Source organism: Pseudomonas sp. DCA-1 (assembly GCF_046523955.1).
GTDB classification, from domain to species: domain Bacteria; phylum Pseudomonadota; class Gammaproteobacteria; order Pseudomonadales; family Pseudomonadaceae; genus Aquipseudomonas; species Aquipseudomonas putida_Y.
Genome location: NZ_CP169881.1, coordinates 4,330,922 through 4,355,996, shown reverse-complemented (window position 1 = coordinate 4,355,996; position 25,075 = coordinate 4,330,922). Strand labels below are relative to the sequence as shown.

Annotated in this window: 22 protein-coding genes; 13 read left to right on the top strand and 9 right to left on the bottom strand. The window is 63.4% G+C overall.

Annotated features, from left to right (window positions below; translation table 11 throughout):
• Positions 1-34 precede the first annotated feature (34 nt).
• The gene (locus ACE4QZ_RS20555) at positions 35-808 is read left to right on the top strand and encodes a pilus assembly protein (protein ID WP_033739140.1); all 774 of its coding nucleotides are present in this window, start codon (positions 35-37) and stop codon (positions 806-808) included.
• An 11-nt stretch (positions 809-819) separates the two neighbouring features.
• Complete coding sequence (locus ACE4QZ_RS20550; protein WP_103443860.1) at positions 820-1,983, top strand: hypothetical protein; 1,164 nt, start codon at positions 820-822, stop codon at positions 1,981-1,983.
• Positions 1,984-2,056: 73 nt separating this feature from the next.
• Here ACE4QZ_RS20550 and ACE4QZ_RS20545 read toward each other — a convergent pair whose 3' ends face one another.
• Positions 2,057-2,209, bottom strand: coding sequence for a DUF3309 family protein (locus ACE4QZ_RS20545; RefSeq protein ID WP_003252624.1), 153 nt, complete (start codon positions 2,207-2,209; stop codon positions 2,057-2,059).
• Positions 2,210-2,415: 206 nt separating this feature from the next.
• Here ACE4QZ_RS20545 and ACE4QZ_RS20540 point away from each other — a divergent pair, with 206 nt between their 5' ends.
• Together ACE4QZ_RS20540 and csrA are read left to right on the top strand one after the other, a co-directional pair.
• Positions 2,416-3,225, top strand: a complete 810-nt coding sequence (locus ACE4QZ_RS20540; RefSeq protein ID WP_084850779.1) for an SDR family oxidoreductase — start codon at positions 2,416-2,418, stop codon at positions 3,223-3,225.
• Positions 3,226-3,345: 120 nt separating this feature from the next.
• Positions 3,346-3,525, top strand: a complete 180-nt coding sequence (csrA, locus tag ACE4QZ_RS20535; protein ID WP_410480159.1) for a carbon storage regulator CsrA — start codon at positions 3,346-3,348, stop codon at positions 3,523-3,525.
• Positions 3,526-3,539: 14 nt separating this feature from the next.
• Here csrA and ACE4QZ_RS20530 read toward each other — a convergent pair whose 3' ends face one another.
• The 5 genes from ACE4QZ_RS20530 to mnmC all read right to left on the bottom strand — a co-directional run bounded on the left by ACE4QZ_RS20530 (position 3,540) and on the right by mnmC (position 11,080).
• Positions 3,540-3,767, bottom strand: coding sequence for a YheU family protein (locus tag ACE4QZ_RS20530; RefSeq protein WP_004575803.1), 228 nt, complete (start codon positions 3,765-3,767; stop codon positions 3,540-3,542).
• 83 nt (positions 3,768-3,850) lie between these two features.
• Positions 3,851-5,035, bottom strand: a complete 1,185-nt coding sequence (locus tag ACE4QZ_RS20525) for an osmoprotectant NAGGN system M42 family peptidase (RefSeq protein WP_021782458.1) — start codon at positions 5,033-5,035, stop codon at positions 3,851-3,853.
• A gap of 129 nt (positions 5,036-5,164) precedes the next feature.
• Positions 5,165-6,910, bottom strand: a complete 1,746-nt coding sequence (ngg, locus tag ACE4QZ_RS20520) for an N-acetylglutaminylglutamine synthetase (RefSeq protein ID WP_021782457.1) — start codon at positions 6,908-6,910, stop codon at positions 5,165-5,167.
• A 3-nt stretch (positions 6,911-6,913) separates the two neighbouring features.
• Positions 6,914-8,701, bottom strand: a complete 1,788-nt coding sequence (locus ACE4QZ_RS20515) for an N-acetylglutaminylglutamine amidotransferase (RefSeq protein ID WP_021782456.1) — start codon at positions 8,699-8,701, stop codon at positions 6,914-6,916.
• Between the two features lie 414 nt (positions 8,702-9,115).
• Positions 9,116-11,080 carry a bifunctional tRNA (5-methylaminomethyl-2-thiouridine)(34)-methyltransferase MnmD/FAD-dependent 5-carboxymethylaminomethyl-2-thiouridine(34) oxidoreductase MnmC gene (gene mnmC / locus ACE4QZ_RS20510; protein WP_021782455.1) on the bottom strand — a complete coding sequence of 655 codons (1,965 nt, stop codon included), beginning with the start codon at positions 11,078-11,080 and terminating at the stop codon, positions 9,116-9,118.
• 136 nt (positions 11,081-11,216) lie between these two features.
• Between mnmC and pap the strand changes: the two genes are divergently transcribed.
• Both pap and ACE4QZ_RS20500 read left to right on the top strand, forming a co-directional pair.
• Positions 11,217-12,710 (top strand): polyphosphate:AMP phosphotransferase, encoded by a 1,494-nt coding sequence (pap, locus tag ACE4QZ_RS20505; RefSeq protein WP_103469320.1) that lies wholly within the window; start codon positions 11,217-11,219, stop codon positions 12,708-12,710.
• A gap of 179 nt (positions 12,711-12,889) precedes the next feature.
• Positions 12,890-13,843, top strand: coding sequence for a DMT family transporter (locus ACE4QZ_RS20500; protein WP_084850783.1), 954 nt, complete (start codon positions 12,890-12,892; stop codon positions 13,841-13,843).
• Positions 13,844-13,958: 115 nt separating this feature from the next.
• Here ACE4QZ_RS20500 and ACE4QZ_RS20495 read toward each other — a convergent pair whose 3' ends face one another.
• Positions 13,959-15,353, bottom strand: a complete 1,395-nt coding sequence (locus ACE4QZ_RS20495) for a class II fumarate hydratase (protein WP_021782452.1) — start codon at positions 15,351-15,353, stop codon at positions 13,959-13,961.
• 154 nt (positions 15,354-15,507) lie between these two features.
• Here ACE4QZ_RS20495 and ACE4QZ_RS20490 point away from each other — a divergent pair, with 154 nt between their 5' ends.
• The 7 genes from ACE4QZ_RS20490 (at position 15,508) to ACE4QZ_RS20460 (ending at position 23,411) form a co-directional block, all read left to right on the top strand.
• A complete protein-coding gene (locus ACE4QZ_RS20490) occupies positions 15,508-16,032 on the top strand; it encodes a DUF2059 domain-containing protein (protein WP_010952796.1) in 525 nt (174 codons plus the stop codon).
• A 10-nt stretch (positions 16,033-16,042) separates the two neighbouring features.
• Positions 16,043-16,339, top strand: a complete 297-nt coding sequence (locus ACE4QZ_RS20485; RefSeq protein WP_010952797.1) for a BolA family protein — start codon at positions 16,043-16,045, stop codon at positions 16,337-16,339.
• Between the two features lie 127 nt (positions 16,340-16,466).
• Entirely contained in the window at positions 16,467-17,399 is a 933-nt protein-coding gene (locus ACE4QZ_RS20480; protein WP_021782451.1) for a rhodanese-related sulfurtransferase, read from the top strand.
• 3 nt (positions 17,400-17,402) lie between these two features.
• Positions 17,403-18,035, top strand: coding sequence for a DsbA family protein (locus ACE4QZ_RS20475; protein ID WP_410480158.1), 633 nt, complete (start codon positions 17,403-17,405; stop codon positions 18,033-18,035).
• Entirely contained in the window at positions 18,028-19,860 is a 1,833-nt protein-coding gene (locus tag ACE4QZ_RS20470) for an ABC transporter ATP-binding protein (RefSeq protein ID WP_021782449.1), read from the top strand. Before ACE4QZ_RS20475 ends, ACE4QZ_RS20470 begins: the two co-directional genes overlap by 8 nt.
• Before the next feature lie 278 nt (positions 19,861-20,138).
• A complete protein-coding gene (locus ACE4QZ_RS20465; RefSeq protein ID WP_279935597.1) occupies positions 20,139-22,595 on the top strand; it encodes an EAL domain-containing protein in 2,457 nt (818 codons plus the stop codon).
• A gap of 30 nt (positions 22,596-22,625) precedes the next feature.
• The gene (locus ACE4QZ_RS20460) at positions 22,626-23,411 is read left to right on the top strand and encodes a TenA family transcriptional regulator (RefSeq protein ID WP_021782447.1); all 786 of its coding nucleotides are present in this window, start codon (positions 22,626-22,628) and stop codon (positions 23,409-23,411) included.
• Positions 23,412-23,529: 118 nt separating this feature from the next.
• Here the strand turns inward: ACE4QZ_RS20460 and ACE4QZ_RS20455 are convergent, their stop codons facing one another.
• Positions 23,530-24,270, bottom strand: a complete 741-nt coding sequence (locus ACE4QZ_RS20455; RefSeq protein ID WP_021782446.1) for a YciK family oxidoreductase — start codon at positions 24,268-24,270, stop codon at positions 23,530-23,532.
• 133 nt (positions 24,271-24,403) lie between these two features.
• Positions 24,404-25,075, bottom strand: coding sequence for an N-acetylmuramic acid 6-phosphate phosphatase MupP (mupP, locus tag ACE4QZ_RS20450; protein WP_028698296.1), 672 nt, complete (start codon positions 25,073-25,075; stop codon positions 24,404-24,406).

The following is a 25,075-nucleotide window of genomic DNA, read 5'->3' as shown; positions in this document are numbered from 1 at the left end:
TGTAGAGGGCCCGATTCCCGGGTCGATGGATTGGATGTTGAGTAAACAGAGGTTGAAGATGCACAGGTTCACATTTCACTTGTCACCCTTGTTGTTCGTTGCGCTGATGCTGCCGTGGTTTGCCCAGGCCGGGCCACAGCTGGATGTCGGCACGCTCTATGACTACCTCGAACCAGGCAAGGGCACCTATGCCAAACGCATCTACAACCGGGGGGACAGTACCGCCTTCGTCAAAGTCAGCGTGCTGGAGTTGGTCTACGACGGCCAGGCAGAACCCCGTGAGGTGGACATCGATGAGCTGCCCTTCGACCAGCGCAGCGTTGTTGCCAGCCCAGCGCGGATGATCATCCCTGCACGCGGTATGCAGGCCGTGCGGTTGCTGTATCGCGGTGAACGGAACCAAGAGCGTTACTACCGGCTGCGCTTCGTCCCGGTGGTGCCGGAACAGGATGACAGCTTCGCACTGGATAAAACGGAGCTTGACGCTTACCGCAAAGAACTCAGTGCCGGTGTGCAGTTTCTGGCCGGCTACGGCACCATTTTGATTACCAAGCCTGCTGCCACGCAGTATCAGACCTCGATCGAGCAAGCCGGTGGGAAATGGACCGTGCGCAACGAGGGCAATGCGACGGTGCTGCTCGACAACGTCCAGGTCTGTGTGCTGAACGAGGAGGAGTGTGAGCCTCCGGCCAAGCACCATCTTCGCCCCGGGCGTAAGCGCGAGTTCGTCGAGAAGCCCGGTGTCGAATACCGCTTCGAGCTGGTGGAAGGCGATGCACGCAAAGCTATGAGCTTCAAGGCCGAGTGAGAGGTAGGGGCATGTTTCGCAAGTGTGCAATGCTGGTACTGCTGTCTGGCGTGTTGGGTTCGTCGTGGGCGCAAGCGGCCGATATTACGCTCAAGCTGCGTTACCGCGGCGAGACCCGGCAGTTTGAAAACCTGACGCCCCGGTCCTCCCCTGTGTGTACTCAGTTGCCGCAGCTTTGTGGCGATCCGCTGCAGGACCTGCTGGATGTGGGGGTCGAGTACTCGAAAACCGTCGATGGCGAAGGCGCCGACGGCTTCTACCTCTCGGCCCCTGTCCAGCCGACTACGCTACTGATGGTCCGTGACCAGACCGGTGAGCAAGTCAGCATGGACTTTGCCATTACCCACCTGGGCGGTGCGGTAACTTCGGACGATGGGGCGCCTACGCTTGCGGCGCGCACGGGCCTGGACTCGAGTGGTTGCCAGGTTGCGTTGGCCAGCGCGGCCCATCGCCTGTTTCTGTGGTCGCCAGCCAGCAACGGTTGCTGGGCCAACGTCAATGCGGCGAATGCGAGCACTTACCACGTGAGTCACCTGACGCTGGGCTACAGGTTGAAGACGCCTTTACCGGCGAGCTTGAAGTCGGGCGTGTACCGAGGGCGCGTGGTCTATTCGATAGGCCCTGACAGGGATATAAGCCTGGGTTCGAGCCGAACGGTCTCCGGGCTCACGGACGATTCAGTGGCGATCAACGTCGAGCTGGAGGTGGTGCATGACCTTGAGGTGCGTTTTGAGCCGGGCTCCGAGCAGGTGGCTCTGGTGCCGCGGCACGCGCAGGGGCATGGGAGCCGAGGGCGGGGTGCGACAGACAAGCTGGAAAAAGACGTGACCTTCAGCCTGACTGCCAGTGGCCCGTTCAACGTCTGGGCGCTGTGCAGCACGGGGCTGGGCAGCACGTGCAATTTACGCTCGGCCAAGGGCCATGACATACCGCTGTATCTGGCCATGACCTTGCCAGGTGTGTCCTACCATGGCCGTTCGCTCTATCGGCAGGCAATGTCCTTTGGCGGAGCTGAGAACGCCATGAGCCTGGAAGTCCCGCCAGAGGGTGTGACCGGCAGCCAAGGGCAGTTGCATTTTCATGTATACCCTCGCGGCCACACCCAGGAACAGGACATGTTGCCTGGTATCGAGTATCACGCTGTGGTGACGATGGTGTTCGATGCGAACCTGTAGGACGGCAACCGAGTGTTGCGACCCGCTTGCCATTCACCTCAAATGGTTGGATGAAGTGGCTATCCGCAGCGCGTCATATCATCCCAAGCAACAGCAGTACCAGCAGAATCACCAACACCACGCCAATAATGCCGGAAGGGCCATAGCCCCAGCTGCGCGAGTGGGGGAAGACCGGTAAGCCACCGATCAGCAGCAGAATCAGGATGATGATAAGGATCGTGGTCATGTCAAAGTCCTTGCATGATTAGGGGGCAAGAGCCTGAGATTGCTGGCCTCTCGATAATTCGGACCGGTGCGGGTTGGCAAAGATTCCATCCCCGTGCAGCCGTCTACCCAATCATGCCCGCCCATTCACTACCCTGATGAATCCTGCTGGATGGCAACGCCTTGATTAGACTCATCGGACTACCTGTCAGAACAAGGCCTGCGACCATGCAAAAACGCATCATGATCACCGGCGCCGGATCCGGCCTCGGCCGCGAGATTGCCCTGCGCTGGGCACGTGAGGGCTGGCGCCTGGCACTGGCCGATGTTAACGAAACCGGCCTGCGCGAAACGCTGGAGCAGGTTCATCAGGCCGGTGGCGACGGCTTCGTCCAGCGCTGCGATGTGCGCGACTATAGCCAGCTGACGGCCCTTGCCCAGGCCTGCGAAGAGAAATTTGGTGGGGTCGATGTGATCGTCAACAACGCCGGTATCGCTTCGGGCGGGTTCTTCGCCGAGCTGTCGCTGGAAGACTGGGACTGGCAGATCGCCGTCAATCTGATGGGCGTGGTCAAGGGTTGCAAGGCGTTCCTGCCGCTGCTGGAGCGCAGCAAGGGGTGCATTATCAACGTCGCCTCGATGGCTGCACTGATGCAGGGCCCGGGCATGAGCAACTACAACGTGGCCAAGGCCGGTGTGCTGGCATTGTCGGAAAGCCTGCTGGTGGAGTTGCGCCAGATTGAGGTGGCGGTGCACGTAGTGTGCCCGTCGTTCTTCCAGACCAACCTGCTGGACTCGTTCCGCGGGCCGAACCCGGCGATGAAGGCACAGGTGGGCAAGTTGCTCGAAGGTTCGCCGATCAGTGCGGCGGACATTGCCGACTATATCCATCAGCAGGTCGCTGCAGGCGAGTTCCTCATCCTGCCCCATGAGGCAGGGCGCCAGGCCTGGCAACTGAAACGCCAGGCCCCTGAGCGGCTGTATGACGAGATGGCCGAAATGGCGGTGAAAATGCGGGCAAAAGCCCAGTCGCGATGATTGGTCTGTAGGAGAAGTTACTCAAATGCGTAAGGGGCTTCTGAATCGCAGTGGAGCTATTGAGTAGCTGAATGCCTACGGGGCAGGCTCCGGTTTTCCCTTTTGCAGGAGGATCGGAACATGCTGGTAATAGGGCGTGAAGTGGGGGAGGTCATCATGATTGGCGATGATATCCGGATCATGGTGGTGGAGACCCGGGACGGCGTGGTGCGCTTTGGTGTGGATGCCCCGCGTGAGGTGCCGGTGCATCGAGCCGAAGTTTACAAGCGCATCAAGGCGTCCAAGCAGAACAAGGTCTGAACAGGCCAGACCTGCTATTCGAGCAGTTCGCGGGGCACATCATGCTTGGCCAGCAACTGGCACTGCTGGCTTTCCAGGTCGAAAAGGATGAAAGCCTGGCCTTTGGCCAACGCCTGGCGTACTCGCAGCACGCGGGTTTCCAGCGGGGTATCGTCGCCGTTGTCAGTGCCGTCGCGGGTAACGAAGTCCTCGATCAGGCGGGTCAGGGTTTCGGCTTGCAGTTGGTCGTAGGGGATCAGCATGGTCGGGTGGTGTCTGAAGTGGGTATGAGCATGCTACGCGAAACATTCGAGGTGTTGGGGCCGCTTTGCAGCCCCATGGGCGTTTAGCCTTTGTTTCCGACCAGGCTGTCCACCGCCGGTACCCGCGTGTCGCTTTCCATCTGCGCATCATGTTCCAGCTGGTGGCTGAAGCGCTCGAGCGATGCATTGGCCGGCTGCGAGTCGCTGGCAAACACGGGCGGGCTCAGCAGGTAGGCTGATAACAGCCGGCTCAGTGCTGCCAGGCTGTCGATATGGGTGCGCTCGTAACCATGGGTGGCATCGCAACCAAAGGCCACCAGCGCGGTACGGATATCGTGCCCGGCCGTTACCGCCGAATGGGCATCGCTGAAGTAATAGCGGAACAGGTCGCGCCGCACCGGCAAGTCGTGGTCGCCGGCCAGTTTCAGCAGGTGCCGGGACAGGTGGTAGTCGTAAGGCCCCGACGAGTCTTGCATGGCCACACTGACCGCATGCTCGCTGGACGCCTGCCCAGGCGCCACCGGGGCGATGTCGATGCCGACGAACTCGCTGACGTCCCAGGGCAGGGCGCCGGCTGCACCCGAGCCGGTCTCCTCGGTGATGGTGAACAGCGGGTGGCAGTCGATCAGCGGCTGGCGGCCGCTTTCCACCACGGCCTTCAATGCCGCCAGCAATGCGGCTACGCCAGCCTTGTCGTCCAGGTGACGGGCGCTGATGTGGCCGCTTTCGGTGAACTCGGGCAAGGGGTCGAAGGCCACGAAATCACCAATGCTCACGCCCAGTGCCTCACAGTCGGCGCGTGTGGCGCAGTAGGCATCCAGGCGTACTTCCACGTGGTCCCAGCTGATCGGCATCTGGTCGATGGCCGTGTTGAAGGCATGCCCGCTGGCCATCAGCGGCAGCACGCTGCCACGGAATACCCCGGTATCGGTGAACACGCTAACCCGGCTGCCTTCGGCAAAACGGCTGGACCAGCAACCGACCGGCGCCAGGGCCAGGCGGCCATTGTCCTGCAACTGGCGCACGCTGGCGCCGATGGTATCCAGGTGGGCAGAGACGGCGCGATCGGGGGTGGCCTGCCGACCTTTGAGGGTGGCACGAATGGTGCCGCGGCGGGTCAGCTCGAAGGGGATGCCCAGTTCGTCAAGGCGTTCGGCCACGTAGCGCACGATGGTGTCGGTGAAACCGGTGGGGCTGGGGATGGCGAGCATTTCCAGCAGCACGCGTTTGAGGTAGTCGAGATCGGGTTCGGGGTGTCGCTCGGACATGTTGGGGACTCCTTTACTCCTGTGCTGGCCTCTTCGCGGGCAAGCCCGCTCCTACAGGTACAGCGCTGCCTTCAAGGGCGGTGTTATCCCTGTGGGAGCGGGCTTGCCCGCGAAGAGGCCGGCACGGGTTTACGCCAAAGGCCGGCTATGGGGAAACAGCAGGTCGATAAAACGCTCGGCCGTGGGCTGCGGTTCATGGTTGGCCAGGCCAGCACGTTCGTTGGCCTCGATGATCACGTACTCCGGCTGCCCGGCATCACGCACCATGAAGTCCAACCCCACCACCGGAATTTCCAGTGCCCGTGCCGCGCGCACGGCAGCATCGGCCAGCACCGGGTGCAGGCGTTCGGTGACGTCCTCCAGGGTGCCGCCGGTGTGCAGGTTGGCCGTACGCCGCACGGCCAGACGCTGGCCGGCCGGCAACACGTCGTCATAACCAACGCCCGCTGCGCGCAAGGTGCGCTCGGTTTCGTCGTCCAGCGGAATGCGGCTTTCGCCACCGGTGGCGGCCTGGCGGCGACGGCTCTGGGCTTCGATCAACTGGCGCACGCTGTGTTTGCCATCGCCCAGCACCTGCGCCGGGTGACGGATGGCGGCGGCCACCACCTCGTAGCCGATCACCACGATGCGCAGGTCGAACCCGGCGTGGAAGCTTTCCAGCAGCACGCGGCTGTCGAACTGGCGGGCGTGCGCCACGGCACGGGTGATGTCGTCGATGCAGGTCAGGTTCACCGCCACGCCCTGGCCTTGCTCGCCATCGACCGGCTTGACCACCACCGCGCCATGCTCGTCGAGAAACGCCAGGTTGTCATCGGCATTGCCCGCCAGCTGTTGCGCTGGCACCTGCAGCCCAGCGTTGTGCAGCGCGTGCTGGGTCAGGCGTTTGTCCTGGCACAGGGTCATGGTCACGGCACTGGTCAGGTCGCTGAGCGATTCCCGACAGCGAATGCGCCGCCCGCCCAGGCTCAGGGTGAACAGGCCGCCAGCGGCGTCATCCACCTGCACTTCGATGCCGCGGCGTAGCGCCTCGTCGACGATGATGCGTGCGTAGGGGTTGAGGTCGGCTTGCGGGCCAGGCCCGAGGAACAGCTGCTCGTTGATACCGTTCTTGCGCTTGACGGCGAAGGTGGGCAGGTTGCGAAAACCCAGTTTCTGGTACAGGCGCTTGGCCTGGCGGTTGTCGTGCAGCACCGACAGGTCCAGGTAAGCCAGGCCACGGCTCATGAAGTGTTCGATCAGGTGGCGCACCAGCACCTCGCCCACGCCCGGGCGGGTGCAGTGTGGGTCCACCGCCAGGCACCACAGGCTGCTGCCATGCTCGGGATCATCGAACGCTTTGGTGTGGTTCAGGCCCATGACGCTGCCGATCACCGAGCCGCTGTCTTCGTCCTCTGCCAGCCAGTACACCGGGCCACCCAAGTGCCGGGGGGTAAGCAGCTCGGCGTCGACGGGGAGCATCCCGCGGGCCTGGTACAGGGTGTTGATTGCCTGCCAGTCGGCGGGGTTCTGTGCCCGGCGCACGCGGAAGCCGCGAAATACCCGCTGCGCCGGGCGGTAGTCGGTGAACCATAGGCGCAGGGTGTCGGACGGATCGAGGAACAGCTGCTGTGGGGCCTGGGCCAGCACCTGCTGCGGTGCGGCCACGTACAGGGCGATGTCGCGTTCGCCCGGGTGCTCGTCGAGCAAATCCTCGGCCAGGGAAACCGGGTCGGGGTAGGTGTGGCCTATCAGCAGCCGGCCCCAGCCGCAGTGCACGGCACGCGGTTGGTCATGGGGCTGGCTGCCGTCACCGGCCAAGCGCGCTTGCAGGCGCTCATAGGACGGCGCCTGGCCGCGCAGCAGGCGCTGACCATAAGCGATTTCATGGGCTTTCATCGGTCAGATTCCTTGTTCGCTCAACCACAGGTTAAGCGCCGCCAGTTGCCATAGCTTGGAACCGCGCAATGGCGTCAGTTGGCCGTGCGGGTTGCTTAGCAGGCGGTCGATCATGGCCGGGTTGAACAACCCTCTGTCTTGGCTGGGGTCGGTCAACAGCTCGCGTACCCAGCCCAGGGTGGCACCTTCCAGATGCTTCAGGCCCGGTACCGGGAAGTAACCCTTCTTGCGGTCGATCACCTCATGCGGGATCACCCGTCGCGCCGCCTGCTTGAGCACCTGCTTGCCGCCATCGGGCAGCTTGAAGCGTGCGGGAATGCGTGCCGACAGTTCCACCAGGCGGTAATCGAGGAACGGCGTGCGCGCCTCCAGGCCCCAGGCCATGGTCATGTTGTCCACCCGTTTGACCGGGTCGTCGACCAGCATCACGGTGCTGTCCAGGCGCAGCGCCTTGTCCACCGCAGCCGGTGCGCCGGGGCGGGCGAAGTGTTCGCGTACGAAGTCGCCGGCGGCGTCGGTTTCCAGCAGCCAGGGGGCCTGCACGGTGTCGCGGTATTCGGCGTGGCTGCGGTCGAAGAACGCATCTCGGTAAGCAGCATAGGCGTCGTCGGCGCCGTCCACCTGCGGGTACCAGTGGTAACCGGCGAACAGCTCATCGGCACCCTGGCCGCTCTGTACGCCCTTGCAGTGCTTGGCCACTTCCCGCGACAGCAGGTAGAACGCGATGCAGTCGTGGCTGACCATCGGCTCGCTCATGGCGCGAAACGCGGCCGGCAACTGGTCGATGATCTCGTGTTCGGCAATGCGCAGTTGGTGGTGGCGGGTGCCGTAGTGCCTGGCGATCAGGTCGGAGTACTGGAACTCATCGCCGCGCTCGCCGCCGGCATCCTCGAAGCCGATGGAGAAGGTCGACAGGTCTTCCACCCCCACTTCGCGCAACAGGCCCACCAGTAGGCTGGAGTCGACCCCTCCGGACAGCAATACGCCAACATCCACAGCAGCCCGCTGGCGGATGGCTACGGCGTCCCGGGTGGCGTCGAGCACGCGGGTGGTCCAGCCTTCCAGGTCCAGCTCACGCTCGTCGGGGTGGGGGCCGTAGTGCAGTTGCCACCAGACCTGGCGCTCCACTTCGCCATGCCGGTCGATGCGCATCCAGGTGCCTGGCTCCAGTTTCTGCACGTTGGCCAGCAGGGTGCGCGGTGCCGGTACCACGGCGTGGAAATTCAGGTAGTGGTTGAGTGCCACGGGGTCGAGCATCGGGTCGATGTCACCGCCCTTGAGCAGTGCCGGCAGGGTCGAGGCAAAGCGCAGGCGCTCGCCGTTGCGCGACAGGTACAGAGGTTTGACGCCGAGGCGGTCGCGGGCCAGGAACAGGCGCTGGTTGTCGCGCTCCCAGATGGCCAGGGCAAACATGCCGTTGAGCTTGGGCAGCAGGGCAGCGCCCCAGGCGTGGTAGCCCTTGAGCAGCACCTCGGTGTCGCCGTCGGACCAGAAGCTGTAGCCCAGTGCCTGTAGTTCCTCGCGCAGTTCGGGGAAGTTGTAGATGGCGCCGTTGAAGGCCAATGACAGGCCCAGGGTGTTGTCGACCATCGGCTGCGCCGAGCCGTCGGACAGGTCCATGATTTTCAGCCGCCGGTGGCCCAGGGCGATCGGGCCTTGGCTATGGAAGCCCCAGGCATCCGGGCCACGCGGGGCCAGGTGATGGGTAATGCGCTCTACCGCAGCCAGGTCGGCTGGGCGAGGGGCTTGGTCGATGGGGGTGAAACGTAATTCTCCTGCTAATCCGCACATAAGTCCTTACCGGTTTTTCCGTTGGGGAGGTGATGCCCCGGATTAGGGCACCTTAATGAACTGACCTGTTTGCTTTTTTAGAGTTTTAGAACAGTTTGTTATATAAGGTTGAGGTGGCAGGTTATTGCCTGGGATCTCGCAGTATTGCAGAAATCGAGCGCCGCGTGCGCAGCGCATCGCGAGCTGCGCTCGCTCCTACGTTTGTTTCGGGCCAGTAACGCCTGTAACAGGCGCGCGCGACCGCCTTGCTCGTACGACGCAATACAGGGTCATACACCAAAGCGTTCGCGCGCAAATCCCCCAGGAATAATTGGCCCGAAACAAACGTAGGAGCGAGCGCAGCTCGCGATGCGCTGCGCGGGCGGCGCTCGATCTCACCGGCGCAATAAATTCAACGCCATGCGCCCGAAGCAATCACTTCCCCCGGATCAGCCTGCGCAAGGCAAACCGGTTCGGATGACACGCCTGCGCCACCTCCCGCGGCAACGGCAACGGCTCGCCGCACACCCAGGCGGCCACCAGTTCCCCGCTCAAAGGTGCCGTGATCAACCCGCGCGACCCATGCCCGCTGTTCACATACAACCCCTCCAGCCAAGGGCAGGCCACATCCGGCACCTGCCGGGCATCACGCCCCAACACGGCATAAGCTTCGGCAAACGCCTGCGCGTCGGCCATCGGCCCGACAATCGGCAAATAATCCGGGCTGGTACAACGGAACGCCGCGCGCCCTTGCAATTGCTCGGGGTTCAGCTCGGCCACGCCCAGGCGCCGGGCCAGGTCAGTAGAAATCTCATCCAGCAACGCCAGGTTGCCCCGGTGCTCGGCCACCGTCGGCGCAAGGTCTTCACTGTGGAAGTCAAAACTTGCCCCCAGTGTATGTTCACCCTCGCGCGGCGGTGCCACATAGCCCTCCGCGCACACCACGGTGCGTAGCGCCTGGCTGCTGGCGGTGGCCGGCAAGCGGGTGATCTGCCCACGAATGCGCTTGAGTGGTAACTGCGCGCAAGGTTCGAAGCGCCGCACATCGGCCGCGCCGGCCAGGACCACCACTGGAGCGCTGGCTAATAGTTGGTCGCCAGCCCAGGCCTGCCACCGTTCACCCACTTTGCGCAGTTCGAGCACTTCCTGGTGGGCCACCAGGTGAATACCGGGGTGCTGCAACTGCTGCTGGCACAGCGCCGGCGGGTGCACCCAGCCACCTTCGGGGTAGAACAACCCGCCGCCAGGCAACGCCACGCCGGCGATGGCTTCGGCCTCGGCGCGCGCCAGGCAGTGCAGCAAGCCGTGGTCGAAGGCGACAGCCAGCTTGCCCTGGCGTTCGGCCTCCTTGCTGTCGAAGGCCAGTTGCAGCACCCCGCAGGCATCCCAGTCACGGCCACGCTGCAACCGCTGCAGCTGGCGCCGGGTGTAGCCGAACCCGGACAGGATCATCTGCGACAGTGCGGTGCCATGGGCGGACAGCTTGAGGTACAGCACCCCTTGCGGGTTGCCCGAAGCTTCCTGGGCCGGGGCTTCGTGGCGCTCCAGCACGGTGACCTGCCAGCCACGCCGGGCCAGGCTGGCGGCGCTGCTGCTGCCGGCAAGTCCGGCACCGATCACCAGCGCCTCGCGCGGCCCCTGCGCAACAGCGGGGCGCGCGTACCAGGGCGCGCATGGGCCGGGCAGGGGGCCGACGTAGGCGCCGCTCATCACCTCCCACTTCTTGCCGATGCCTGGCACCTTCTTCATGGCGAAGCCAGCTTCGACCAGGCTGCGGCGTACCCAGCCGGTGGTGGTGAAGGTGCCCAGCACCGTGCCCGGATGCGATAGCCGCGCCAGTTGCGCAAACAGCGCCGGGGTCCACATGTCAGGGTTCTTGGCGGGGGCGAAGCCGTCGAGGAACCACACATCGATCTGCGCATCGAGCTGCGGCAGCTGTTCCAGCACATCGCCTATCAACAGGGTCAGGGTGACCCTGCCATCGGCGAAGGTGAACTGCTGAAAGCCCGGGTGCACCGCCACGTACTGCTCCAGCAGCGGCCCCGTATAGGCGGCCAGTTCAGGCCACAGGCTTACTGCGCGGGCCATGTCGGCGTGGGCGAGTGGGTACTTCTCGACGCTGACGAAGTGCAGGCGCGCGTCGCTGTGTGCGTGCTGGTCAAACAGCTGCCAGGCGCAGAAAAAATTCATGCCGGTGCCAAAGCCGGTTTCGCCGATCACCGTGCAGGCATGCGGCGCCAGGTTGGCAAAACGCTCGGCCAGGCGGGTCTGGCCGAGGAACACGTGCTTGGTTTCTTCGATGCCTTCGTTGACTGCGAAATAGACGTCGTCATAGTGCCGCGAATGGGGGCGGCCCTGGTCGTCCCAGTCGATCTGGGCGTGCTGGAGGAGGGTGGGCATGGTGGGCTCGGTTGCAGCGGATGGCGGGATTTTATGCCATCCGGATGAGCTGTGGGAGCGCGTTCATTCGTGAAGAGGCCCGTACAGGCAGAAATGAAATCCGCTAGTCTTGCTTATCCATTGAAGGAGCCAGTGCATGTTCGAATCTGCCGAAATCGGCCACAGCATCGACAAGGAGGCTTACGACGCCGAGGTACCCGCTTTACGCGAGGCCCTGCTCGAAGCCCAGTACGAACTCAAGCAGCAGGCGCGGTTTCCGGTGATCGTGCTGATCAACGGCATCGAAGGCGCCGGCAAGGGCGAGACAGTAAAGCTGCTCAACGAGTGGATGGACCCGCGCATGATCGATGTGCTCACCTTCGACCAGCAGACCGACGAAGAGCTGGCCCGCCCGCCCGCCTGGCGCTACTGGCGGGCCTTGCCACCCAAGGGGCGGATGGGGGTGTTCTTTGGCAACTGGTACAGCCAGATGCTGCAGGGACGGGTGCACGGGGTGTTCAAGGATGCCGTGCTCGATCAGGCCATTACCGGTGCCGAACGCCTGGAGGAGATGCTTTGCGATGAGGGTGCGCTGATCATCAAGTTCTGGTTCCACCTGTCCAAGAAGCAGATGAAGGCACGGCTGAAATCGCTCAAGGACGACCCGCTGCACAGCTGGAAGATCAGCCCGCTGGATTGGCAGCAGTCGCAAACGTACGACCGCTTCGTGCGCTTTGGTGAGCGCGTGCTGCGCCGCACCAGCCGCGACTATGCACCATGGCACATCATCGAAGGGGTAGACCCGAATTACCGCAGCCTGGCGGTGGGGCGCATTCTGCTGGAAAGCCTGCAAGCCGCGCTGGCCAATAATCCCAAGGGCAAGCACCAGGGCAACGTGGCCCCGCTGAGCCATAGCATCGACGACCGCAGCCTGCTTGGCGCCCTGGACATGACGTTGCGCCTGGACAAGGCCGACTATCAGGAACAGTTGATCACCGAACAGGCCCGTCTGGCCGGTCTGCTGCGTGACAAGCGCATGCGCCGGCACGCGCTGGTGGCGGTGTTCGAGGGCAACGACGCGGCCGGCAAGGGGGGCGCCATCCGACGCGTGGCGGCGGCGCTGGACCCACGTCAGTACCGCATCGTGCCGATTGCCGCACCCACCGAAGAAGAGCGCGCCCAGCCGTACCTGTGGCGGTTCTGGCGGCACATCCCGGCACGGGGCAAGTTCACCATCTTCGACCGCTCCTGGTATGGGCGGGTGCTGGTGGAGCGGGTGGAAGGCTTCTGCAGCCCGGCTGACTGGATGCGTGCCTACAGCGAGATCAACGACTTTGAAGAGCAGTTGGTGAATGCTGGCGTTGTGCTGGTCAAGTTCTGGCTGGCGATCGACCAGCAGACCCAACTGGAGCGCTTCGAAGAGCGAGAGCAGATTCCGTTCAAACGCTACAAGATCACCGAGGATGACTGGCGCAACCGCGACAAGTGGGGCGAGTACAGCCAGGCTGTGGGCGACATGGTCGACCGTACCAGCAGCGAGATTGCCCCGTGGGCGCTGGTGGAGGCCAATGACAAGCGCTGGGCGCGGGTGAAGGTGTTGCGCACCATCAACCAGGCGCTGGAAGAGGCGTTTGCCAAGCACAAGAAATAGCCCAATGTGATGTTGCCTGTTCTGGCGCTTTCGCGGTCAGCACAGGCAACACCTCGCCCCCCCCAGCCATGCCCTGGAAGAATGACCTGATGAATTCTTTTCTCGGCACTCTGCACCGTGACCGTCCTCCAACCCCGTAGAATTCAATCACCCCTACCACGGGCTTGATCGAGGATTTTATGCACACCACTTCTGGCCGCTGGGGCTATGGGCTGTTCCTGGCACTTCTGACGGCGCTGCTCTGGGGCATCCTGCCGATCAAGCTCAAGCAGGTATTGCAAGTGGTCGACCCGATCACCGTCACCTGGTACCGGCTGCTGGTCTCCGGTGGCCTGCTGTTCGCCTGGCTGGCGGCTCAACGGCGTTTGCCGTCCATCCGCAAGCTGGCGCCCAGGGGCAAGGGCCTGGTGCTGGTTGCGGTGTTCGGCCTGATGGGCAACTACGTGCTTTACCTGATCGGTCTCAAACTGCTTAGCCCGGGCACCGCACAACTGGTGGTACAGATCGGCCCGGTGCTGTTGCTGGTGGCCAGCGTGTTCGTGTTCCGCGAGCGCTTCAGTGTGGGGCAGGGCATGGGGCTGTTGGTGCTGCTGGCAGGGTTTGGCCTGTTCTTCAACCAGCGCCTGGAGGAATTGCTGACTTCACTGGGTGCCTATACCACGGGCGTATTGACCATCTTGCTGGCGACCAGTATCTGGGTGTTCTACGCCCTGAGCCAGAAGCAGTTGCTGACCGTGTGGCATTCGCAGCAGGTGATGATGGTGATCTACCTCAGCTGTGCTGCGTTGCTGACACCTTGGGTGCACCCGCTGGAGGCCTTGCAACTGACCCCGGTACAAGGCTGGCTGCTGCTGGCCTGTTGCCTGAACACCCTGGTGGCATACGGCGCCTTTGCCGAAGCGCTGGCGCACTGGGAGGCCTCACGGGTAAGTGCCACGCTGGCACTGACCCCGCTGGTGACCTTCGTTGCGGTGGCGCTGGCGGCATTGGTGTGGCCTGACTATGTGCATGCCGAGGACATCAACGCCCTGGGCTATGTGGGGGCTGTCACGGTGGTGTTCGGTTCGGCGCTGGTGGCGCTGGGGCCCTCGCTGGTGGCGGGTTGGCGGGCCCGCAGGGCGCGGTTGGCCTAGGTCTGTCGATTGCCTGTGCCGGCCCTTTCGCGGGTAAACCCGCTCCTACAATGGATCGCCTCTCGGCGTAGGAGCGGGTTTACCCGCGAAAGGGCCGGTACAGGCTACAGAGCAGTCAGCCCTTGCCGCCCGGCGCCAGCATGTCCTCCGGCCGCACCCACTGGTCGAACTGCTCATTGGTCAGGTACTTCAAGGCCAATGCCGCCTCGCGCAAGGTCGTGCCCTCGCTGTAAGCCTTCTTGGCAATTTCTGCCGCCTTGTCATAGCCGATATGCGGGTTCAGCGCCGTCACCAGCATCAACCCGCGCTCCAGGTGCGCGGCCATCTGCTCGGCATCCGGCTCGATACCCGCCACGCAATGCGCCTGGAAGTTGCGGCAACCATCGGCCAGCAACTCGATGGACTGCAGCAGGTTATGGATGATGACCGGCTTGAACACATTCAACTGCAAATGCCCCTGGCTGGCGGCAAAGCCGATGGCCGCGTCGTTGCCCAGTACCTGGCAGGCCAGCATCGACAGCGCCTCGCACTGAGTGGGGTTGACCTTGCCCGGCATGATCGAGCTGCCCGGCTCGTTGGCTGGCAGGCGCACCTCGGCAAGCCCGGCGCGCGGGCCGGACCCCAGCAGGCGCAGGTCGTTGGCGATTTTCATCAGGGCCACGGCCAGGGTCTTCAGGGCCCCCGCCAGGCTGGTCAGCGGTTCGTGGCCGGCGAGAGCGGCGAACTTGTTGGGTGCCGTGATGAACGGCAGCCCGGACAGCGCCGCCAGCTCGGCAGCGATGGCCTCAGCAAAACCCTGCGGAGCGTTGAGCCCGGTACCCACGGCAGTACCGCCCTGGGCCAGTTCGCACACCGCCGGCAGGGTGGCGCGGATGGCGCGCTGGGCGTAATCGAGCTGGGCGACGAAGGCCGACACTTCCTGGCCGAAGGTAATCGGCGTGGCGTCCATCATGTGCGTGCGGCCGGTTTTCACCAGCTTGTGGTGACGCATCGACAGCTCGGCCAGCCCCGAAGACAGTTCGGTGACGGCCGGCAGCAGCTTTTCATGCACCGCCTGGGCTGCCGCAATGTGCATGGCGGTGGGGAAGCAGTCGTTGGAGCTCTGCGAGCGGTTGACGTGGTCATTGGGGTGTACTGGCGCCTTGCCGCCACGGCCTTTGCCGGCCAGTTCGTTGGCGCGCCCGGCGATCACCTCGTTGACATTCATGTTGCTCTGGGTGCCGCTGCCCGTCTGCCAGACGACGAGCGGGAACTGATCGTCGTGCTGGCCATCCAGCACCTCATCGGCGGCCTGCTCGATCAGCCGGGCGATGTCGGCCGGCAGGTCGCCATTGCGGTCGTTGACGCGCGCCGCGGCCTTCTTGATCAGTGCCAGGGCGTGCAATACCGCGCGGGGCATGCGCTCCTTGCCAATGGCGAAGTTGATCAGCGAACGCTGGGTCTGCGCACCCCAGTAGGCGTCCTCCGGAACTTCGACCGGGCCCAGGCTGTCTGTCTCGATACGGCTCATTCTGTACTCACTCCTGTGTAGTTCGAAATCGCAGTTTAGGCCCTGATTCGACCGAGCGGTTCCGTCGCTCGTCGTGCCACTTGAGCACATCGCCACCACGGCGCAGAATGCTCTACTCTGAGGTGCCCGCCTCCCTCTCTTTGAAGGAAATGCAATGACCCGTCTCCGTGTCCTTTGTGCCGCCGTTGCCCTGGTTTGCGCCAGCGGCCAGGTACTCGCTGCCACCGCCAGTCACAACGCTGCTGCCGAGAAATTCCTGACCTTGGCCAACGCCGACAAGCTGGGCACCCCGGTGTACATGCAAGTGCAGCAGATGTTTGCCCAGCGTTTCGCCCAGACCAAGGCCCCGGCCGCCAAGCAGCCCGTACTGGAAAGCTACCAGGCCAAGGCCAATGCCGCGCTGGACAACGCCATCGGCTGGAACAAGCTGAAGCCGAAGATGGTCGACCTGTACACCCGCACCTTCACCGAGCAGGAACTGAAGGACCTGGTCAAGTTCTACGAATCGCCGCTGGGCAAGAAAGTGCTGCGTGAAATGCCCAAGGTCACCCAGCAGTCGGCACAGCTGACCCAGCAGAGCCTGGAGCCAGCCGTTCCGGTGGTGAACAAGCTGCTGGAAGACATGACCAAAGAGCTGGACCCGAACGCAGGCAAGGCCGCCGCCCCAGCGAAGAAGTGAGTACGCCGCAATGACTATGCAACAACGTATCGAACAGCAACTGGCCGCGCTGGCGCCGCAACACCTGGAAGTGCTCAATGAAAGTCACATGCACAGTCGTGGTCAGGAGACCCACTACAAGGCCGTGATCGTCAGCGAGCAGTTCGCCGGGCTGAACAGCGTCAAGCGCCACCAGAAGGTGTACGCCACCATGGGTGAGCTGATGGGCGAGATCCACGCCCTGGCCATCCACACCTACACCGCCGAAGAGTGGGCCAAGGTCGGCGTTGCACCGGCCTCGCCCGTGTGTGCGGGCGGCGGGCACTGAAACCGTTTTGTTGTTCTGGTAGAATCTGCATCACCCAAAGGGGGCCGCTTAGCGGCCCCCTGCTTTTTGTGCAACTGTCAAACCCGGTCCGCCCCTTACGAGGGCAACCACCTGGAGATTCCGTTACATGTCTCAAGCCATCGTCGTCGCGGCGCTGTACAAGTTCGTCACCCTGGAAGACTACGTCGAGCTGCGCGAGCCGCTGCTCAAGACCATGCTCGACAACAACGTCAAAGGCACCCTGCTGCTGGCCCAGGAGGGCATCAACGGCACCGTGTCAGGCACCCGGGAGGGCATTGATGGCCTGCTGACCTGGTTGCGCAACGACCCGCGTCTGGTCGATATCGACCATAAAGAGTCGTACTGCGACGAACAGCCGTTCTACCGCACCAAGGTCAAGCTCAAGAAAGAGATCGTCACCCTCGGCGTGCCGGGCGTAGACCCCAACCAGGCCGTTGGTACCTATGTCGAGCCCAAGGACTGGAACGCCCTGATCAGCGACCCGGAAGTGTTGCTGATCGACACCCGCAACGACTACGAAGTGGCCATCGGTACATTCAAGGGCGCCATCGACCCGAAGACCGAAACCTTCCGCGAGTTCCCGGAGTACATCAAGGCCAATTTCGACCCGAGCAAGCACAAGAAGGTCGCCATGTTCTGCACCGGCGGCATCCGTTGCGAAAAGGCCTCCAGCTACATGCTCGGTGAAGGCTTCGAGTCGGTCTATCATCTTAAGGGCGGCATCCTGAAATACTTCGAGGAAGTGCCTCAGGAAGAAAGCCTGTGGGACGGCGACTGCTTCGTCTTCGACAACCGGGTTACGGTGCGCCATGACCTGAGCGAAGGCGAGTACGACCAGTGCCACGCCTGCCGCCACCCGATCAATGCAGAGGAGCGCGCGTCCGAGCACTATTCGCCAGGTGTCAGCTGCCCGCATTGCTGGGACAGCCTGAGCGAGAAGACCCGGCGCAGTGCCATCGACCGGCAGAAGCAGATCGAGCTGGCCAAGGCCCGCAACCTGCCGCACCCGATCGGTTACAACTACAAAGCCGAGGCTTGAAGCATGTCTGCACGCCTGATCTATGTGATGGACCCGATGTGCTCCTGGTGCTGGGGTTTTGCGCCAGTGGCTGCGGCCCTGATCGCCCAGGCGCGTGAGGCAGGCGTGCCTGCCCACTTGGTACCGGGCGGGCTGCGCACTGGCGGCAGCGCCCTGGACAGCTCCACTCGCAAGTACATCCTGGAACACTGGCAGGCGGTGGCTGATGCTACCGGCCAGCCGTTCCGCTTCGAGGGGGCCATGCCTGACGGCTTCGTCTACGACACCGAGCCGGCCTGCCGCGCCCTGGTCACGGCCTGCGAGCTGGATGCCGAACGCGTCTGGCCGCTGCTGGCGTTGATCCAGCGTTCGTTCTACGAGCAGGGCGTCGATGTGACCATCGCGCCGCAGCTGGTCGAGCTAGCCTCGCAGTGTGGCTTCGACCGTGCCACGTTCGCCGAAACCTTCGCCCGTGCCGATACCCGTGCCGCCACCGCGGCCGACTTCGCCTGGGCTCAGGACCTGGGTATTGCCGGTTTCCCGACCCTGCTGGCCGAGCGCAATGGCCAACTGGCTTTGCTGACCAACGGCTATCAGCCGCTGGAGCGCCTGCAACCCTTGCTCGGCCGCTGGCTGCAGCAGGCCGCCTGTGCTTGATGTGCCTGGGTCACCCGACCCGGTACCGGGCAAGCCTTACACTGCGGGCGATCGACTGAGCTGGGCGGAAATCCGCCGCCTGGCCCTGCATCACAAGAAAAACCTCTGGTCCGCCAACCTTATAGCGTTACTGGCGGCATGTTGCAGCGTGCCCATTCCGCTGCTGCTGCCGCTGTTGGTGGACGAAGTGCTGCTCGGCCATGGTGACGCCGCGCTGAAGTGGATGAACCACCTGCTGCCGTCCGGCTGGCAGGTGGCAGCCGGCTACATCGGCCTGATGCTGGCGCTCACCTTGTGCCTGCGCCTGGCCGCGCTGGCGTTCAACGTCATCCAGTCCAAGCTGTTCGCCGGGCTGGCCAAGGACATTGTCTACCGCCTGCGCATCCGCCTGATCGAGCGGCTCAAGCGTATTTCGCTGAAGGAATACGAAAGCCTGGGCAGCGGCACGGTGACCACCCACCTGGTCACCGACCTGGACACCCTCGACAAGTTCGTTGGCGAAACCCTCAGCCGCTTCCTGGTGGCCATGCTGACCTTGACCGGCACGGCGGCCATCCTGATCTGGATGCACTGGCAGCTGGCCTTGCTGATCTTGCTGTTCAACCCGCTGGTGATCTACTTCACGGTGCAGTTGGGCAAGCGCGTCAAACACCTGAAAAAGCTTGAGAACGACAGCACCGCGCGCTTTACCCAGGCGCTGGCGGAAACCCTCGATGCCATCCAGGAAATCCGGGCCGGTAACCGCCAGGGTTACTTCCTTGGCCGCCTGGGCCTGCGTGCCCGCGAGGTGCGCGATTACGCCGTGGACTCGCAATGGAAAAGCGATGCCAGTGGCCGTGCCAGTGGCCTGCTGTTCCAGTTCGGCATCGACATTTTCCGCGCGGCGGCCATGCTGACCGTGCTGTTTTCCGATCTGTCGATCGGCCAGATGCTGGCGGTGTTCAGCTACCTGTGGTTCATGATCGGCCCGGTGGAGCAACTGCTTAATCTGCAATATGCGTACTACGCCGCAGGCGGTGCGCTGAGCCGCCTCAACGAACTGCTGGCGCGTGCCGACGAGCCGCAATACCCGGCCGCCAGCAACCCGTTCGCCGGGCGCGAAACGGTGGGCATTGAAGTGCGCGATCTGCGCTTTGCCTATGCCGACGAGCCGGTGCTCGACCACCTCGACCTGTCTATCGCTGCGGGTGAGAAGGTGGCGATTGTCGGTGCCAGCGGCGGCGGCAAGAGCACGTTGGTGCAGCTGTTGCTGGGCCTTTATAGCGCCCAGGCCGGGACCATTCGCTTTGGCGGTGCCAGCCTGCAGGAAATCGGCCTGGAAACCCTGCGCGAGAACGTCGCGGTGGTGTTGCAGCACCCGTCGCTGTTCAACGACAGCGTGCGTGCCAACCTGACCATGGGCCGCGACTGCAGCGATGATGCGTGCTGGCAGGCGCTGCGTATCGCCCAGCTGGATGCCACCATCGCCGCCTTGCCGCAGGGCCTGGACAGTGTGGTGGGGCGTTCAGGCGTGCGCTTGTCCGGTGGCCAGCGCCAGCGCCTGGCCATTGCCCGCATGGTGCTGGCTGAGCCCAAGGTGGTGATCCTCGACGAGGCCACCTCAGCCCTGGATGCTGCCACCGAGTACAACCTGCATCAGGCCTTGGCGCGCTTCCTCAGCGGCCGCACCACGCTGATCATCGCCCATCGGTTGTCGGCGGTGAAACAGGCCGACCGGGTGCTGGTGTTCGATGGCGGGCACGTGGCCGAAGACGGCGACCATCAGCAGCTGATAGCCGAGGGTGGGTTATATGCCAAGCTTTACGGGCACCTGCAGCAGAGCTGATTATCTGGCTGCCTTCACCGGGCTTGTGGGAGCAACTGTCTTGCTCAATTTCTAAAAGCTGGTGCGATCCCTGTGGGAGCGGGCTTGCCCGCGAACACGGGCGAAGCCCGTGCCATGTCTTCTTCGCGGGTAAACCCGCTCCAACAATGGCCAGCGCATACGCTGTACAAATTCCCCGATTCCTTGTCATAAAAATCCCCCCCACAGCGATGGCAAATGGCCTACGCTGTGCTTGTCTGGGTCGATTTACGCCTTATCTGCTCTGTGACAGGGACTCCATGAAGGGAAATCGCACACTCGAAGCGCCAAAGTTGCTCGGCATCACATGGCCTTTCATCGCCGTCGTGGTCCTTCAGGTCGCGTTGGGCAGCCTCAGCCTTTATACGCTTTCGGCCGTGCGCGCCTATGTCGCGGGCGAAAGCCTGTGGTCCAAGGCGCAGAAAGATGCCATCTACTACCTCAATCTGTACAGCGAGACGCGCGACGACAGCACCTACCAACGCTATCGCCAGGCCATTACCGTGCCTCAGGGGGATCATCGCCTGCGCGAGGTACTCGACCACCCCAACCCTGATCTGGACGCCGCGCGACAGGCGGTACTGCAAGGTGGCAACCACCCTGACGATGTCGCGCGGATCATCTGGTTCTACAGCAATTTCCGCCATGTCAGCTATATGCAGACAGCCATTGATTACTGGGACATCGGCGACGACTATCTGGCCAAACTGGATGTGCTGGCCGGTGAAATGCGCCAGCGTTTTGCCAGTGGCCCGGTGGATGCCGACACCGTCAGCGATTGGAAGGCCCGCATTGTCGCCATCAACGAAGGCGTGACCCCAGCGGCCAAGGCCTTCAGCGATGCCTTGGGCGAGGGCTCGCGCGCACTGCTCCGGGTGCTGCTGATCACCAACCTGCTGACCGCGATGTTCCTGATAGCGATTGCCTGGGGGCGCTCCAGCAAGCTGCTGGCCCAGCGCCAGGCCTTTGCCAGTGCCCTGCAGGAAGAAAAAGAGCGTGCGCAGATTACCCTGCAGGCCATCGGTGATGCGGTGATCACCACCGATGTCGAGGGCAATATCGGCTATATGAACCCGGCCGCCGAACAATTGACCCACTGGCAATCCGGCCAGGCTCAGGGCCTGCCACTGTCAGCGCTGTTCAGCCTGGTTGATGAGCACGCCGAGGATAATGGTCGCAGCCTGGTCGAACAGGTGCTCGGCGGTAGCCTCAAGGGCGGCTCCGAGCATGCCCGGCTGATCCAGCGCCTGGACGGCAGTACTGTGTCGATCAACCTGGTGGGCTCGCCGATTGTCAGTGATGGCCAGGTCAGTGGCATTGTGCTGGTGCTGCACGATATGACCCAGGAGCGCCAGTACATCGCCAATCTGTCCTGGCAGGCAACCCATGACGCCCTGACCGGGCTGGCCAACCGCCGCGAGTTCGAATACCGCCTGGAGCAGGCGCTCAACGACCTGGCGCGTCAGGCCGGGCGGCACTCGCTGATGTTCCTTGACCTCGACCAGTTCAAGCTGGTCAACGACACCTGTGGCCACGCGGCCGGCGATGAGTTGCTGCGGCACATCTGCGCGGTGCTGCAATCCGGCCTGCGTGAGGGCGATACGCTGGCGCGGCTGGGTGGCGATGAATTTGGCGTGCTGCTGGAAAACTGCCCGCCCGACCAGGCCGAGCGCATTGCCGAACAATTACGTCAACTGGTGCAGAGCCTGCACTTCGTATGGAAAGGGCGGCCGTTCGTGACCACGGTCAGCATTGGCCTGGTGCATATGGCCCAGGCCCCCGGCACCCTGGAGGCCTCTCTGCGCGCCGCCGACATGGCCTGCTACATGGCCAAGGAAAAGGGCCGAAACCGTGTGCAGGTGTACCACGCCGACGACAGCGAACTGTCCATGCGTTTTGGCGAAATGGCCTGGATCCAGCGCCTGCATGTGGCCCTGGAAGAAAACCGCTTTTGCCTCTACGCCCAGGAAATCGCCCCGCTTAAAACCTTCGAGGGCCCGGGCCATATCGAAATTCTGTTGCGCCTGCACGACGAAAGCGGCCGCACCATCCTGCCCAGCAGCTTCATCCCGGCCGCCGAGCGCTACGGCCTGATGACTGCGCTGGACCGCTGGGTTGTGCGCAATGTGTTCATGGTCATACGCCAGTGCCTGGAAGAAGGGCGTGAAGGGCCGTTGTCGACCTGTGCCATCAACCTGTCGGGCTCCAGCATTGGCGACGACAAGTTCCTTGAATACCTCCAGCGGTTGTTCGTCGAATACGCCATTCCGCCGCGGATGATCTGTTTCGAAATTACCGAAACCAGCGCCATTGCCAACCTGGGCAGCGCCATTCGCTTCATCAACGAGCTGAAAGGGCTGGGTTGCCGTTTCTCGTTGGATGATTTTTGCGCTGGCATGTCCTCGTTCGCCTATCTCAAGCATTTGCCCGTGGACTACCTGAAGATTGACGGGAGTTTCGTCAAGGACATGCTCGACGACCCGGTCAACCGGGCCATGGTCGAGGTCATCAACCATATCGGCCATGTGATGGGTAAGCGCACGATTGCCGAGTTTGTCGAAACACCCTTGATCGAGCAGGCCTTGCAGGAAATAGGCGTGGATTACGCCCAGGGCTACCTGATCGAACGCCCCCAGGTGTTCACCTGTGACAGTCTGCAGCGCCAACGGATCGCCGCCCGGCCTCTGTTGCAGCGAGCACCTGGCACGTTTCGCTAGTTGGAAATCACAAGGATCAAGGAGCTGAAAGTGATTGACGCATTCGTTCGTATCGGGCCTTTGATGGACCCCGCCAGTTACCCCCAATGGGCCCAGCAACTGATTGAAGACTGCCGCGAGAGCAAGCGCCGGGTGGTTGAGCATGAGTTTTATGCACGTCTACGCGATGGCCAGCTGAAGCAATCGACCATCCGTCAGTACCTGATCGGTGGCTGGCCGGTGGTGGAGCAGTTTTCGTTGTACATGGCGCATAACCTGACCAAGACCCGCTACGGCCGGCATCAGGGCGAGGACATGGCGCGGCGCTGGCTGATGCGCAACATCCGCGTCGAGCTCAACCATGCCGATTACTGGGTGAACTGGTGCCAGGCGCACGGTGTGCACCTGCACGAGTTGCAGGCGCAAGAAGTGCCGCCCGAGCTGAACGGCCTGAACGACTGGTGCTGGCGGGTGTGCGCCACCGAAAACCTGGCCATTTCCATGGCGGCGACCAACTACGCCATCGAAGGGGCGACCGGTGAGTGGTCGGCGGTGGTGTGCTCGACCGACACCTATGCGCAGGGTTTTCCGGAAGAAGGGCGCAAGCGGGCGATGAAGTGGCTGAAGATGCATGCCCAATATGACGATGCGCACCCGTGGGAGGCGTTGGAGATCATTTGTACCCTGGCCGGTGAAAACCCGACCCTGGGGTTGCGCAACGAGCTGCGCAGGGCCATTTGCAAGAGCTACGACTGCATGTACCTGTTCCTGGAGCGCTGCATGCAGCTGGAAGGGCGCCAGCAAGGCCGTATGCGGCCGGCGTTGGCTGCCGGCTGATCGTTCGCCTGTAGCGGCCTCTTCGCGGGCTTGCCCGCTCCCACAGGTATGGCTCAGTCCTTGAGGGCTGCGGTGCGCCTGTGGGAGCGGGCAAGCCCGCGAAGAGGCCAGTGCAGGTTTATTGAGCGTTGAACGCCTGCCCGTTCACTCCTGTGCTGTCCGGCCCCATCAGGTATAGGTATACCGGCATGATTTCTTCGGGCAGCGGGTTGTTCTGCGGGTTCTCGCCGGGGTAGGCCTGGGCCCGCATCGCCGTGCGCGTGGCGCCCGGGTTGATGCTGTTGGAGCGCACCGGCGCCACGCCTTCCAGTTCATCGGCCAAGGTCTGCATCAGGCCTTCGGTGGCGAACTTCGACACGCCATAGGCGCCCCAGTAAGCCCGGCCCTTGCGCCCGACGCTGCTGCTGGTGAACACCACCGAGGCGTCTTCCGACAGCTTCAGCAGCGGCAGCAGGGTACTGGTGAGCATGAAGGTGGCATTGACGTTGATATGCATGACGCGCATGAAGTTGTCGCCTGACAGCTGTTCCAGCGGCGTGCGCGGGCCGATGATCGACGCATTGTTGAGCAGGCCATCGAGGCGACCGAACTGGTCTTCGATCATGGCCGCCAACTCGTCGTATTGGTGTGGCAGGGCGGTTTCCAGGTTGAACGGGATGACCACCGGCTGCGGATGACCGGCGGCTTCGATCTGGTCGTAGACCTCGTTCAGGTTGGCCTCGGTCTTGCCCAGCAGCAGCACGGTGGCGCCCAGTGCGGCATAGGCCTTGGCAGCCGCGGCACCAATGCCACGGCCGGCACCGGTAACCAGGATGACCCGGCCTTGCAGCAGGTCGGGGCGGGCGGTGTAGTCGAACATTTCGTATCCCTATCTCGGCCCCTGTGGGAGCGGGCTTGCCCGCGAAGCTGGCGCCGCGGTGCAAGGCAAGGGCTTCGCCTCGTTCGCGGGCAAGCCCGCTCCCACAGGGTTCCTCGTCGTTGTCAGTTACGGTTCAGCAGCCGCACAGCGCGCTGTCGATCACTTTGCGCAGTTCCAGCGGGTGGTCGACCACCACGTCGGCACCCCAGTTGTTGGGGTTGTCCTCTGGATGAATATAGCCGTAGCGCACTGCCGCCGTGCGGGTGCCAGCGTCACGGCCAGACTCGATGTCGCGCAGGTCGTCGCCGACGAACAGCACACTGGCCGGGTCCAGGTTCAGCGTCTTGCAGGCCAGGATCAGCGGCTCGGGGTCGGGTTTGCTATTTTTCACGTGGTCCGGGCAGATCAACAGCGCCGAACGCTCGGCCAGGCCCAGTTGCTGCATGATCGGCTCGGCGAAGCGCACCGGCTTGTTGGTGACTACGCCCCACAGCAGGTTGCCTCTTTCGATGTCGGCCAGCAGCTCGGCCATGCCCTCGAACAGCTTGCTGTGCACCGCGCAGTCGCGCTGGTAACGCTCGAGGAACTCCAGGCGCAAGGCCTCGAAGCCGTCAGCATCCGGGTCCATGGCGAACGCAGTGGCAACCATGGCGCGGGCGCCACCCGAGATCACGCCACGGATCAGGTTGTCGTCAACGGCCGGCAGCCCGCGGTCGGCGAGCATGGCCTGGCAAATGGCGATGAAGTCCGGCGCCGTGTCCAGCAAGGTGCCGTCCATGTCGAAGAGTACTGCTCGCAAACGCAT